The sequence below is a fragment of the Vibrio rumoiensis genome (assembly GCF_002218045.2).
Lineage (GTDB): Bacteria > Pseudomonadota > Gammaproteobacteria > Enterobacterales > Vibrionaceae > Vibrio > Vibrio rumoiensis.
This window is the reverse complement of the sequence record NZ_AP018685.1, coordinates 2,057,169-2,070,321: the sequence shown is the minus strand read 5'-3', so window position 1 is coordinate 2,070,321 and position 13,153 is coordinate 2,057,169. Positions and strand designations below refer to the sequence as shown.

Below are 13,153 nucleotides of genomic sequence, written 5' to 3'. Positions count from 1 at the left end.
CCTGTGTGTGGAGATCCCGCTGAGTGAATGTGGAGATTTGATGGAGATGAACAATTTGTACGTTGAAGGGCAGAAATTTGCTGCAGATTCTGGTCCAGATGCAGGAACCGGGTCTTATCGTCAGGCGTTAATTCTGATCGCTGAGGATGAATTTGAAATTGTCGATATACTCTCCGCTTACCTAACGCGCAGTAATATGCGTACGATTCACGCTTCAGATGGTCACAGGGCACTCGAACTTCATTCATCCATGAATCCAGATCTTATATTGCTTGATATCCAGATGCCTAAAATGGATGGATGGAAAGTGTTGTCGGAACTTCGTCAGAAAAGTAATACTCCCGTCATCATGCTTACTGCCATGGACCAAGATTTAGATAAATTGATGGCACTCAGAATTGGGGCTGATGATTACGTCGTTAAGCCGTTTAATCCAGCAGAAGTCGTTGCGAGAGTTCAAGCCGTTCTAAGACGCACATTAGAAGTTAATCAACCTCACAAGAAAAATAGACTGCGAGCCGAACCGTTTGAAGTCGATTTAGAGAGTCACGAAATCGCTGTTAATGTGGACGGAGAACGTCATACCCTGCTGCTAACTTTAACTGAGTTTAAGTTGTTAACTCACTTCATTCGTTCACCCAAGCGAGTGTTTAGTCGAGGAGAATTATTGGACTCTTGCTTACCTGAAGGCGATGCTCTGGAACGCACAGTTGACAGCCACATCAGCAAGATCCGCAAAAAACTTGAAGCCTATGGAATTCAAGGGATTCCGGCTGGTGTTCGTGGTGTTGGTTACCGTTTTAAGGTTGACCAATGAAACTAAGTGGTTTGAGCCGTCAGATTGCGTTCTCAATGATAAAAATCGCAATCGGATCCGCATTACTTGCGACGATAGGCTCGTTTATTTTTTATTATCTTTGGGATAAATATTGGCCCAATTATATACCGAGTGAGGACGCTCTCGCGCCTTCTTGGCCAGAATGGATTTGGCTCGCACTAACCTGCATTATTGTCATATATGGACCCACCCAGTTTGCAAGTGATTTTGAGCAGTTAATAAAATAGTTATTGCCTTCATATATTCGGCTTATTCATTGGGCATTAATCCCATAGCCTGGATGCAATCTGCTTCTACTTAACTTTATCATTCCGACGGCTTCTTTGAGCCAATGACAGGAGTAGTTTTTAAGTAGCACAGTTTAACTGTCTATTATCCGTTCAAATTCATTTCGCAACTGATGGTGAGTGTTGTAACTCTGTATTTTTATAGCTGTGTTTTTACTACTTAAATGTAATTTGCTTGGTAGTCTTCATCTTTACTGATGACAGCCCAGACTATTCTGGCCAATTTATTGGCTACCGCAATACACGCCTGATTATAGTGTTTTTCTTTCTTGAGCTTTTGAGCCCACAGGCTCAATCTATCGTTTTTTCCTTCACAGTTTTTTAAAACGGTTCTGGCTCCGTGATTAAGCAAAGTTCGCAAGTAAGGATTGCCACGTTTTGTTATTCCTAACAAAACACTCTTTCCTCCGGTCGAGTTCTGCTTTGGAACTAAACCACACCATGCAGAAAAATGACGGCCATTAGCAAAATTATGCCCATCACCTATTGCACCATAAAGAGCTGCAGCGGTGATTGGCCCAATACCCACAACCGTTTGAGCTCGACTGCATGTTTCATTTAACTTTGAAACGCCTTCTACTTTTTTATCATAGGCTTTAATCACTTCATCAAGTTGAAGTAATTCTTCATACAACTCTGAAAATAAGACTCGACTGGAAGCTGTTAATTCATTTTCAGCATCTTCTAGAAACTCGGGTAATGCTTTTCTTAACGCGGCTTTTCCCAAAGATGGAATAATTAAGCCATATTCGGCAAGTAAACCTCGGATTTGATTACCGAGCTGAACTCGATTTTGAACATGCCTATCTCTAATGCGCAATAACATTTGTATATCTTGTTGCTCGATTGACTTAATCGGTACAAAAGTCATGTTACTTCGTTGAGCGGCCTCTGCTATCGCTTCAGCATCATTAAAATCGTTCTTATTTTTTCGTCTATAAGGAACAACATATTGTGGTGCTATCAATTTTACCTCATGGCCAAGCTCTATGAGCTTTCGTCCCCAATGATTAGCACTACCACAAGACTCAATGACAACAAGAGTTGGCTCCAATGTACTAAAGAAAGGAAGGACTTCAGAACGAGTTAGCACTCGTTTTTTAACTTTCTTCCCAACTTGATTAACACCATAAAAATGAAACTTATTTTTTGCTATATCTAAGCCAGCTGTTGTAATCTTCATTGTGGACCTGCCCTTATTTGATGTAGTTTGTCACTTTCATCATGGCTCATTGCGAAGCCGTATAAAAGGGTGGGTCCATTACATTATTCTGCTAGCCGTCAATCTTGCTACTAAGTTATCTCAACGCATTTTGGAACCACTAAGTGCTGTTGCTGAGGGAATGCGGAAACTTGCTGAAGGTGACCTACATTTTCGCGCTAACGTTGGTGACCGTTCATTAGGTGAAGCTGCTTTATTGGTAGACGATTTCAACCTGTTAGCGGATAAACTTCAACGAATGACAGAAGAACACGCATTTTGGAATGCAGCGATCGCCCATGAACTTAGAACCCCAGTGACAATTTTGCGGGGCCGATTACAAGGGTTAGCTGAAGGTGTATTTACGCCAGATAAAACCCAGTTCACTAAACTATTAGTACAAATTGAAGGGTTATCTCGATTAATAGAAGATCTTCGTGTTATTAGCTTAATGAATAGTGATGAATTAAAAATAAATAGGAAAGAAACCAACTTAGCGACAGAAATAAAATTACTTACGGATTTATCAGTAAACATGCTTGATGAAGCCGGCCAACATGTAGAGCTTAATGTAACCACACAACCGGTCTTTTGTGACCCTACCAGAATAAGACAAGCTTTGTTGGCTATATTGGAAAATGCGAGTAAATATGCGCTTCCGGGGGCAATAACCATCTCGACCCAGCTTAAAGATGGTTTTTGTTATTTAAGTGTGGAAGATTCAGGTCCGGGAATTTCACCAGAGTTCATTCCGCATATTTTCACTGCGTTTCGCGGTGCTACGGATAATCCTAAAAGGGGCAGCGGATTAGGCTTGGCTGTTGTCTCAGCGATTGCTACGGCACACAATGGCAATACTCGCTGCTATATTAGCGAGAAAGGTGGGACAGTTATTGAGTTCTGCTGGCCATTTTAAATAATCACCATTGCTCTTTAGGGGTAAGTCACTAGAAACATTATTTTTTTATCCATCATTCAGGCATAGCACTCGCTTGACCAAAAGTGATAGCAAACGGAATACCTAGTTCTCATAAATGAATTCTAAATAGGAGTTATTATCAAAAAAGCATATTACTGATGTAAATGTCCTGTTATGATTTGCGCGTAATAGTCGGGGGGCCAGTAATGGCTGAGATCGAAATTCGAGACCCGTAGAACCTGATTCAGTTAGCACTGACGTAGGGAACTATCACGCTTTGCCACTCGCCGAATCAGCCCGGCAACCTTTGCGAATCTGATCTTCGATCCTTCCAAATGACGGCCAAAGCCAGTTCCTATACGTCGGTAATAGGAGTGGTAATGGCGAATTTTTCAATACAGCGTAATCCTCAAAAAATATCTTCATTAAAAGAACCTAGTACGCCTGTGATCTTGGGTTCTCACTACGTTGATTTAAATCACTTATCGGTCATCCCACTTAATACCATCGTGATAAAGCTAGGCGTTAGCTATGTCTATTAAATCTACGTCTCCTAGAGCAATGCCAGCTAAAACCATCGGCATTCAAATTACCAACGCTTGTTTGCAATATAAGGGTAGCCAAACTCCGACGCTTTCAGGCATCAATATGCAGATCCCAGCTGGACAATGGACGGTGTTACTAGGTCGAAGTGGTTGTGGAAAAACCACGATTCTTCGCTACTTAGCGGGCTTATTGGCTGACAAAGTGGAGTGTCAGGGCGATCTGACGACTACCGACAATTTACTTTTAACTGAACATATCGCTTATATGGCTCAGCAAGATCTACTGCTGCCGTGGCTCAATGTGTTGGATAACGTTTGTTTAAGTTCGCGTTTTAACCATTCTCCAAGAGATTCTCCACAAGAGCAGCAACGTGCACTGAAATTATTGCAGCAAGTCGGGCTGGTGGATTATTGCCATGCCAAGCCGGATCAACTTTCTGGTGGAATGAAACAACGTGTGGCGCTTGCTCGCACCTTAATGCAAGACAAGCCAGTGGTATTGATGGATGAGCCGTTCTCTGCGTTAGATGCCGTGACGCGTCATAAATTACAGACTTTGTCAGCCGAGTTATTGAAAGAGAAAACCGTAGTTTTGATCACCCATGATCCACAAGAAGCCGTCCGGCTAGCCAATCAATTGTATGTACTGCAAGGAACACCAGCCAAAGCGCAATCTCTTGCGGTACCTGAATCGCCGATTCCCCGAGTATTGGATGGCGAATGCGCCGCGTTACAGCAAGCCATTTTGCAGCAATTGGAGAAAGATTATGAGTGAGATGACTCAATACCAATCGCTTTCTCGCCGAGTGAGTCAAAAAGAGCGTGTGACGCATCCTGCGCTACGTTTGCTAGTTACGGTTGTGGTGATTCTCGGCTTATGGCAGTTGGTTGTAGTGATGTTTGATATGCCAAGCTTTATTTTACCTGCGCCAGTCGATGTACTGGATAAATTACTCACTCGATATGATGTGTTGCTTAAACACACTTGGGTAACCGCGCAGGAAATTTTGCTAGGTCTTGCGCTTGGTTTATCGATGGGTTTGCTGTTCGCCTTACAAATGTTGATGTTTGAACCGCTCAAGCGCTGGCTATTGCCGATTCTTATTGCCAGCCAGGCGATCCCAGTATTTGCTATCGCGCCAGTTTTGATGCTTTGGCTCGGTTATGGCATTGCATCGAAAGTGGTGATGGCGGCCATCATTATATTCTTCCCGGTGACGACTTGTTGTTATGACGGCCTGCGTAATACCCCAACGGGTTACCTTGATCTCGCCAAAACCATGGGCGCTTCTAAGTGGCAGTTGTTACGTCATATTCAACTACCGGCAGCCTTACCAACCTTAGCTTCAGGGATTCGTGTCGCGGTAGTGATCGCACCAATTGGAGCCGTCGTGGGGGAGTGGGTCGGATCAAGTGAAGGCTTGGGCTATCTAATGTTACAAGCTAACGCCCGGATGATTATCGATGAAATGTTTGCCGCGTTATTTATTTTGGCAATGCTATCGATCGCCTTGTATTTCATCACCGATAAATTATTGAAAGCCGCTATCCCTTGGGAGAGCAAATAATTAGCCCCTTGAGAAACCAAATGATTAAGCCCTTGGGAAAGCAAATAACGCTCTCCAAGAATCGAAAGCTCAACAGAGCCTAGTAAGTCGTAAACCAACAGGACAATTTAATAAGGAATGATTCGTGAAAATAAACAAATTGCTCAGTGCTGTCACTTTAGTTACCTCGCTTATTTCGACTAACGCGCTTGCCGCAGACAAAGAAATGACCTTAATGCTGGATTGGTTCGTCAATCCAAATCATGGCCCAATTGTGATTGCTAAAGAGCGGGGCTACTTCAAGCAACAAGGTTTAACAGTCAATATTCAAGAGCCAGCTGACCCTAGTACTCCGGCCAAGTTGGTTGCAGCAGGCAAGGTTGATATGGCGATTTCATACCAACCTAGTTTAACCATTGATGTGGCAGCTGGTTTGCCTTTAATTCGCTCGGCAACTCTTGTCGCCACACCGCTTAATACCTTGATGGTGCTGGATAACGGAAAGAATGAAAATCTTGCAGATCTTAAAGGTAAAAAAATTGGTATTGCGATTTCCGGTAATGAAGGAGCAACGGTGGGCACTATGTTAGCGCAAGAGGGCGTTGAGCTTTCTGATGTGCAAATGATCAACGTTGGTTGGGCGCTATCGTCTTCATTAGCTTCTGGCAAGGTGGATGCGATTTGGGGCGGTCTACGTAACTTTGAAACCAACCAATTAGCGCTAGAAGGTTATAAAGCGAAATCTTTCTACCCTGAAGAGCATGGAGTGCCTGCCTATGATGAGTTGGTGTTTGTTGCCAATGCGAAAAGCTACGATAAAGAGATGATCCAAGCTTTCAATACCGCACTACAACAAGCCACTACTTATATCGTTAACCATCCAGAAACCTCGTGGAAAGAGTTTGTCGCCTACGCACCGGATACGCTAGATAACGAGCTTAATCATCGTGCGTGGAAAGATACTTTAACTCGATTTTCACTGCGTCCATCAGCGGTCGATCTCAAACGTTATGACGATTACGCCAAGTTTATGTTTGATAAAAAAATCATCGAGACGCTACCAAAAGCAAAAGATTACGTACCTAGCCTTTAAGCTAAGAGATTTAGTTATAAGGTTTTAACTATGGATTTGATTAATCCTATACCCAAAGTAATTGGAGTTGCAGTGAGGCGACAAGTGAATGAGACCCCATGAGCATAGCTTGCCTATGGCTTTCTTTTATAAAGACACAGGGGGGCGAATGAACGCCGTCAACAAAGCTGCAGCTTCAAGTTCGACGGGTATATATCACCAATTTGAGAGAACCACATTATGAAATACCAAGATTTGATTAACGCTTGTCAGCAAGATTGGCAGCAATACACTGAACATGCTTTTGTTGAGCAATTAGCAAAAGGTACTCTGGCTCAACCTTGTTTTTTACATTATTTAAAGCAAGATTTTTTATTCTTAAAACAATACGCACGAGCTTACGCGTTGGCGATTTACAAAGCTCGTACTTTGGATGATATGCGCCGCGCTTTACCTACGGTACAAGGTTTACTTGATTCTGAACTGTCGCATCATGTGACTTATTGCGGTCAGTGGGGGTTAACCGAAAGTGATTTGGAAAATGAGCCAGAAGATTTTGGCACCGTTGCCTATACCCGTTATGTACTTGATGCTGGCATGACTGGCGATCTCGTCGATCTTTATGCTGCTTTAGCGCCTTGTTCGATTGGGTATGCCGTGATCGGAAAAAGGTTGATAGAAGATGGCGATACTGTTTTGGAAGGCAATCCTTATACAAGCTGGATAAATTTATACGGCGGTGAAGAGTTTCAGTCTGGTGTGGCAAGTGGAGCGGAGCACTTTAATCAGCTATTAGCCGAAATCGATATTAATAGTCAGCGTGGCCGAAACTTGATTGAAGTATTTAAAACCGCAACTCGTATGGAAGTGGCTTTTTGGCAGCAAGGTTTAAACGTTAAATAGGGCTAATTGGAGAATTCACATGTTAATCGAACAAATTACTCAAGCGCTCACTTCGTTACGAGAGCAGAAGCCATTAGTAGTGAACATTACGAATTATGTAGTGATGAATAATACGGCTAATGCGTTATTGGCAATTGGTGCATCTCCTATCATGGCGCATTCAAAACAAGAAATGGCGGAGATGATGTCATTTGCTGGCGCGCTGGTGGTGAATATTGGCACGCTTGATAGTGCTTGGACAGAGCGAATGATGTTTGCCGTCGAGCAAGCCAATGCCAACAACAAAGTAGTGGTGCTTGATCCTGTGGGTTGTGGTGCCAGTCAGTTACGAACCAACACTTCACGTCAAATTGCTCAGTTAGTCAATAAGTTGATCATTCGTGGCAACGCTTCTGAGATTATTGCATTAGCCGGTGAACAAGCGCAAAGCAAAGGCGTAGATGCTTTAGATAGTAGTGATGCGGCATTAAGCGCAGCCAGCTTCTTGGTTAATGAGTATGGTGCGAGTGTGGTGATCTCTGGTGAAACCGACTACATAGTGAGTAATACACAAACCGTAAAACTCAGCAATGGTCATCCCATGATGCCGTGCGTAACGGGGATGGGTTGTACGCTTAGCGCTTTGACCGGAGCATTTGCCGCCGTCGGTGATGAGTCTGGTTTAGCTGCTACAGCGGTGCTTGGTGTAGTCGGTGAGATGGCTGCGGAGCAAGCGCGTGGCCCGGGTAGTCTGCAAATGGCATTGTTAGATGAGTTATATCAACTTGATGTGCAAACGCTGAGTCAACGTCTTAAATTAGAACGTCTTAAATGAGAACCTCTAAACCTAGAGCGTGTGAATAAGGAAGCGCAATGAGCGACTATCGTTTGTATTTGGTCACCGATGATCAACAAGATTTAGCCACACTGAAACATGTAGTCAGTGAAGCAGTGTTAGGTGGCGTTACCATGGTGCAAGTACGCGAAAAACATGGTGATGTGCGTGCTTTTATTGAACGGGCACAAGCAGTAAAAGATATTTTAACCGGCAGTGGCGTACCTTTAATTATCAATGATCGAGTGGATGTTGCACTGGCGATTGATGCTGATGGCGTTCACCTAGGTCAGTCGGATATGCCTGCTGACATCGCTCGTCGGTTAATTGGCCCAGATAAGATCCTTGGCTTGTCGATTGAAAACGAACAACAACTTGCACAAGCCGATACGTTGCCAATTGACTACATTGGTTTAAGCGCCATTTTTGCCACCCCGACCAAAACCAATACGAAAAATCATTGGGGCATTGAAGGTTTGAAAAAGGCGTTGAATACTACCTCGTTACCGATTGTCGGGATTGGAGGCATTAATCAAAGCAATATTCCTGAATTAATGGCAACTGGCGTTCATGGTTTGGCTTTGGTTTCAGCCATTTGTCATGCGCAAGATCCACAAGCAGCGGCCAAATATTTATTAGGCTTAATGAGTTAATTGTCATTGAATAGACGTGCAGGTAATACTCTGTTACGTCTATTCACTTTGTTATACCAAGAATCCACTTATCATGATGTGAGTTATAATACCAACTCCAACAAATAACTGATCATCTTAGCTTGTTAAAAAACTTGCTAACTGCGTTATAAAATTTGTATGTAGAACCACTACGAACAAAAATTTTATGCCTTGTTATCAAGCTTTTTCTCTACGCTAATTTAGCCCACTTACTTATTGGAATTGGTATGACACGATATTAATAAGGGATAAATTCTTGGAACAAACGTCTACCTTTTCGCACTTTCAGCGAGCTTTTAAACGCATCGATCAAAGCAAAAGTTTTCAATGGTTTGTCATTGCGGTGATCATCATTTCAGCCCTAACGGTTGGAGCCCATACCTATTCTTTGCCACCGGCGATGGAGTCGGCCCTCAACATTATGGATATCGCGATCACGGTATTCTTTTTAGTGGAATTAGTGATCCGCTACCTCGCTAGTGATGGTATCCGCTCTTTCTTTAAAAAGGGCTGGAATATTTTCGATACCATTATTGTTATCGGTAGCTTATATCCAGCAGCAGGCTCGACCATCCTTATCGCGAGGCTACTACGTATCTTCCGCGTGTTGCGTTTGGTATCCATGGTTCCGGAGTTACGGGTACTGGTCAATGCATTGATAAAAGCGATTCCTCAGATGGGGTATATCGGATTATTAATGTTTGTCATTTTCTACATTTACGCCGCAATCGGCAGCATGTTGTTCGCCGATATTAACCCAACTTTGTGGAGTGATGTGTCGATCTCAATGCTAACCCTGTTCCGAGTGGCGACCTTTGAGGATTGGACTGATGTGATGTATGAAACCATGGAAGTCTATTCATTAAGTTGGATCTACTACCTAACGTTCATCTTCCTTACCGCGTTCATTTTCTTAAATATGATGGTTGGTACTATTTTGGAAGTGATGTCAGAAGAGCATAAGCAACTACGTGAAGAGCAAAATCCTGATGCGGATACCATGGCGACTTCACAAGAAATGCAGGCGCTTAATGAAAAGCTCGATCAACTGCAAGCGACGTTGGCGGAGATGAATAAAAAGTAGCGTTAACGAGTTAGTTGAGATGTTTATCTAAGTAATCGAGCAGTAAACGAACCTTAGTTGATAAATGATGGTTGTGAGGGTACACCGCCCACACACCATCATTTTTTGTTTGTAGATGAGGCAAAATGGAGACCAATTGACCTGACTCGACATAACTTTCAACGTAGTAGTCAGGAAGTTGGACAATCCCTATTCCTTTAAGCGCAGCATCCAGTAAAGCATAGCCATTATTGCATTTGAGTGAGCCATTGACGGTTAACTTCCTATTATGAAAACGCCAATAATCTAAGGTTCCCACTAAGCAGTTATGTTGCTTGAGATCGTGTAGCGATTCCGGCATGCCTTGTTGACGTAAATATTTGGGCGAGGCGCATAAGTACTGCTGCCTTGGACGTAATTTTTTCGCCATCATGCTTGAATCATCTAGCGTGCCTAAGCGAATCGCTAAATCGACTTTTTCTTCGGTCAGATCGACCAATTGATTGGTTAACCAAAGCTCGATAGTTAAGTCTGGGTATAGCAGACAGAAATCATTAATTAATGGCGCAATATGACTTTCCCCGTAAGCAATGGGTACCGAAACTTTCAGTTGGCCTTGCAAGCTATGATTGAGGTTGGTAACGGATAATTCGGCTTCTTTTAATTGTTCTAGAATCGCCTGACATTGTTGAAAATAATTTTGGCCAATGTCGGTTAATTTAACTTGGCGAGTGGTGCGATAAAACAATTTTACCGACAGGCGTTTTTCTAATTGATTCACCTGACGGCTGATTTGTGCGGTCGATACCGATAGGTGTTTTGCCGCTAAAGTAAAGCTGCCAGTTTCCGCGACAGCTACAAATTCCGATATTCCTTGCCACTGCATCTTTATCACCTATATGTATTAATTGATGTCATATCTTAGCTATTATTACTTAATGGTAAAAGTGTTTTGCAAATACGATCCTTATCATTTAAGTGAGTTTGACTATACTGAAATCAATGAATATCCATTATTAATATTCTCAATAAGGAATTGAAATGACAGCACAAGTAATCAAGTCACGCGCAGCCGTCGCATGGAAAGCGGGTGAGCCTCTTAAGATGGAAACTGTAGATGTGATGCCTCCGCAAGCTGGCGAAGTTCGTGTGAAAATTATTGCTACCGGTGTATGTCATACCGATGCATTTACGCTGTCTGGTGATGATCCAGAAGGTGTTTTTCCTGCGATCCTTGGCCATGAAGGTGGCGGCATTGTGGAATCGATTGGTGAAGGTGTGACATCGGTGAAAGTTGGCGATCATGTTATTCCACTTTACACCGCGGAGTGTGGCGAATGTAAATTCTGTAAATCAGGCAAAACCAACTTGTGTTCTTCGGTTCGTGAAACGCAAGGTAAAGGCTTAATGCCGGACGGTACCACGCGTTTTTCTATTAACGGTGAGCCTATTTACCATTACATGGGAACGTCTACCTTCTCTGAGTACACCGTTTTACCAGAAGTTTCTTTAGCCAAAATCAACCCAGAAGCCGACTTAAAAGAAGTGTGTTTATTGGGTTGTGGGGTAACAACCGGTATGGGCGCGGTGACCAATACTGCGAAAGTGCAACCAGGTGATACCGTGGCTATTTTTGGTTTGGGGGGCATTGGTTTGTCTGCGATCATTGGTTCAACTATGGCTAAAGCGGGTCGAATCATTGCGATTGATATTAATGAATCAAAATTTGAGTTAGCCAAAAAACTAGGCGCAACCGACGTGGTCAACCCGAAAGATTTCGATAAGCCAATTCAAGAAGTGATTGTTGAAATGACCGATGGTGGCGTTGATTACTCATTTGAATGTGTTGGTAATGTGCATTTAATGCGCTCTGCACTTGAGTGTTGCCATAAAGGTTGGGGCGAATCGATTATCATCGGTGTCGCGGGCGCTGGCCAAGAGATTTCAACTCGCCCATTCCAATTAGTCACAGGTCGAGTTTGGAAAGGATCGGCTTTTGGTGGTGTAAAAGGTCGTTCACAATTACCTGATTACGTAGAGCGTTACATGAAAGGTGAGTTTAAGTTGAATGACTTTATTACTCATACGATGGGCTTAGAAGATATTAATGACGCGTTCGAATTGATGCATGAGGGTAAGAGTATCCGCAGTGTGATTCATTACTAATCTTCTTCGTTCTTGAACTTACAGCGTTGTTGACTGCGTGCACTCACCCCAATCACATAGGCGAGCTATGCTCATGGGGCTTCGCTTACTTGTCGCCTAGCTGTAAGTTCAATTACTTTGAAGATTGAATCGTGGCTAGGAAGCTTGTTATTTGTGTTTCAAGTGTAAACTCTTTATCGAGACACGAGACACGAGACACGAGACACGAGACACGAGACACGAGACACGAGACACGTAAAAATGGTAGATGGATATTTATGAAACAGTTGAATTCAAATCAGTGTTTTGGTGGGCAACAACAGCAATTTGAGCATGATTCATCAGTGCTTAATTGCCAAATGCGCTTTTCGATTTTTTTACCACCGCAAGCGTCAGAGTCGAATAAAGTGCCAGTGTTATATTGGTTATCCGGCTTGACTTGCAGCGATGAAAATTTTGTCCAAAAAGCTGGCGCGCAACGTATGGCGGCGGAATTAGGCATTGCGATTGTTGCGCCTGATACCAGCCCTCGTGGTGACGATGTGGCGGATGATGAAGCTTACGATCTTGGTAAAGGGGCGGGGTTTTATCTTAATGCTACTCAAGCGCCTTGGGCTAAGCATTATCAAATGTATGATTACATTGCCTATGAGCTACCCGCGTTGATTGAAGCGCATTTTCCGGTAAGCGATAAGCGTTCTATTTCTGGACACTCGATGGGCGGTCATGGCGCGTTAACGATTGGTTTGCGTAATGCGCCAAGGTTTAAGTCGATTTCGGCATTTAGCCCGATTGCTAGCCCACTGCATTGTCCGTGGGGGCACAAAGCTTTAACGGCTTACTTGGGAGATGACCAAGCATTGTGGGTTAAGTATGACTCCGTGGAATTGATGAAAAAAATCAAAGGTAATGAAGCCTACCTACCGCCGATTAAAGTTGATCAAGGTTTGTCGGATAACTTCTTGGAAGAGCAATTGAAACCGCAACTTTTGGAAAATGCGGCTAACGATGTGAACTATCCTTTTGAAATTAATCTTCGTGATGGTTATGACCACAGTTATTTCTTTATTGCGAGCTTCATTGATGATCACATTAAGTTTCATGCGAACTATTTATTGGCATAACTGCTGATAATAAAAGTCGTG

The 13,153-nt window shown here is 43.1% G+C and carries 13 protein-coding genes, 1 pseudogene and 1 riboswitch; of the genes and pseudogenes, 12 read left to right on the top strand and 2 right to left on the bottom strand.

The annotated features are described in order from the left end of the window. Window positions 1-40: 40 nt before the first annotated feature. Window positions 41-817, top strand: coding sequence for a response regulator (locus VRUMOI_RS09515; RefSeq protein ID WP_089139465.1), 777 nt, complete (start codon window positions 41-43; stop codon window positions 815-817). A gap of 468 nt (window positions 818-1,285) precedes the next feature. On the opposite strand, the gene VRUMOI_RS09505 is transcribed toward VRUMOI_RS09515, so the two are convergent. Beyond that, window positions 1,286-2,308 (bottom strand): IS110 family RNA-guided transposase, encoded by a 1,023-nt coding sequence (locus VRUMOI_RS09505; RefSeq protein ID WP_110410641.1) that lies wholly within the window; start codon window positions 2,306-2,308, stop codon window positions 1,286-1,288. Between the two features lies 1 nt (window position 2,309). Between VRUMOI_RS09505 and VRUMOI_RS09500 the strand changes: the two genes are divergently transcribed. From VRUMOI_RS09500 to VRUMOI_RS09465, 9 genes and pseudogenes are all read left to right on the top strand, one after another. Next, a complete protein-coding gene (locus tag VRUMOI_RS09500) occupies window positions 2,310-3,242 on the top strand; it encodes an ATP-binding protein (RefSeq protein ID WP_231897445.1) in 933 nt (310 codons plus the stop codon). Between the two features lie 186 nt (window positions 3,243-3,428). After that, window positions 3,429-3,528, top strand: a riboswitch (TPP riboswitch). A gap of 97 nt (window positions 3,529-3,625) precedes the next feature. Then, window positions 3,626-3,787 carry a hypothetical protein gene (locus VRUMOI_RS19225; RefSeq protein ID WP_162598359.1) on the top strand — a complete coding sequence of 54 codons (162 nt, stop codon included), beginning with the start codon at window positions 3,626-3,628 and terminating at the stop codon, window positions 3,785-3,787. Window positions 3,788-3,806: 19 nt separating this feature from the next. Next, the gene (locus tag VRUMOI_RS09495) at window positions 3,807-4,565 is read left to right on the top strand and encodes an ABC transporter ATP-binding protein (protein WP_089140621.1); all 759 of its coding nucleotides are present in this window, start codon (window positions 3,807-3,809) and stop codon (window positions 4,563-4,565) included. A 58-nt stretch (window positions 4,566-4,623) separates the two neighbouring features. Beyond that, window positions 4,624-5,358 (top strand): annotated as a pseudogene (locus tag VRUMOI_RS09490) (ABC transporter permease); the annotation flags it as partial. A gap of 124 nt (window positions 5,359-5,482) precedes the next feature. After that, a complete protein-coding gene (locus tag VRUMOI_RS09485; RefSeq protein WP_089140484.1) occupies window positions 5,483-6,430 on the top strand; it encodes an ABC transporter substrate-binding protein in 948 nt (315 codons plus the stop codon). A 219-nt stretch (window positions 6,431-6,649) separates the two neighbouring features. Further along, a complete protein-coding gene (gene tenA / locus VRUMOI_RS09480; protein WP_089140485.1) occupies window positions 6,650-7,312 on the top strand; it encodes a thiaminase II in 663 nt (220 codons plus the stop codon). A 19-nt stretch (window positions 7,313-7,331) separates the two neighbouring features. Continuing rightward, window positions 7,332-8,126 carry a hydroxyethylthiazole kinase gene (gene thiM / locus VRUMOI_RS09475; RefSeq protein ID WP_089140486.1) on the top strand — a complete coding sequence of 265 codons (795 nt, stop codon included), beginning with the start codon at window positions 7,332-7,334 and terminating at the stop codon, window positions 8,124-8,126. Between the two features lie 38 nt (window positions 8,127-8,164). After that, window positions 8,165-8,779 carry a thiamine phosphate synthase gene (gene thiE, locus VRUMOI_RS09470; RefSeq protein WP_089140487.1) on the top strand — a complete coding sequence of 205 codons (615 nt, stop codon included), beginning with the start codon at window positions 8,165-8,167 and terminating at the stop codon, window positions 8,777-8,779. Window positions 8,780-9,056: 277 nt separating this feature from the next. Next, window positions 9,057-9,884: an ion transporter gene (locus VRUMOI_RS09465; RefSeq protein WP_089140488.1), complete on the top strand. Its 828-nt coding sequence runs from the start codon at window positions 9,057-9,059 to the stop codon at window positions 9,882-9,884. Between the two features lie 10 nt (window positions 9,885-9,894). Here VRUMOI_RS09465 and VRUMOI_RS09460 read toward each other — a convergent pair whose 3' ends face one another. Continuing rightward, on the bottom strand, window positions 9,895-10,749 hold the full coding sequence (locus tag VRUMOI_RS09460) for a LysR substrate-binding domain-containing protein (protein WP_089140489.1): 855 nt from the start codon (window positions 10,747-10,749) through the stop codon (window positions 9,895-9,897). Window positions 10,750-10,904: 155 nt separating this feature from the next. Between VRUMOI_RS09460 and VRUMOI_RS09455 the strand changes: the two genes are divergently transcribed. Both VRUMOI_RS09455 and fghA read left to right on the top strand, forming a co-directional pair. Then, window positions 10,905-12,029, top strand: coding sequence for an S-(hydroxymethyl)glutathione dehydrogenase/class III alcohol dehydrogenase (locus tag VRUMOI_RS09455; protein ID WP_089140490.1), 1,125 nt, complete (start codon window positions 10,905-10,907; stop codon window positions 12,027-12,029). Between the two features lie 251 nt (window positions 12,030-12,280). Next, entirely contained in the window at window positions 12,281-13,132 is an 852-nt protein-coding gene (gene fghA, locus VRUMOI_RS09450; RefSeq protein ID WP_089140622.1) for an S-formylglutathione hydrolase, read from the top strand. Window positions 13,133-13,153: the final 21 nt, after the last annotated feature.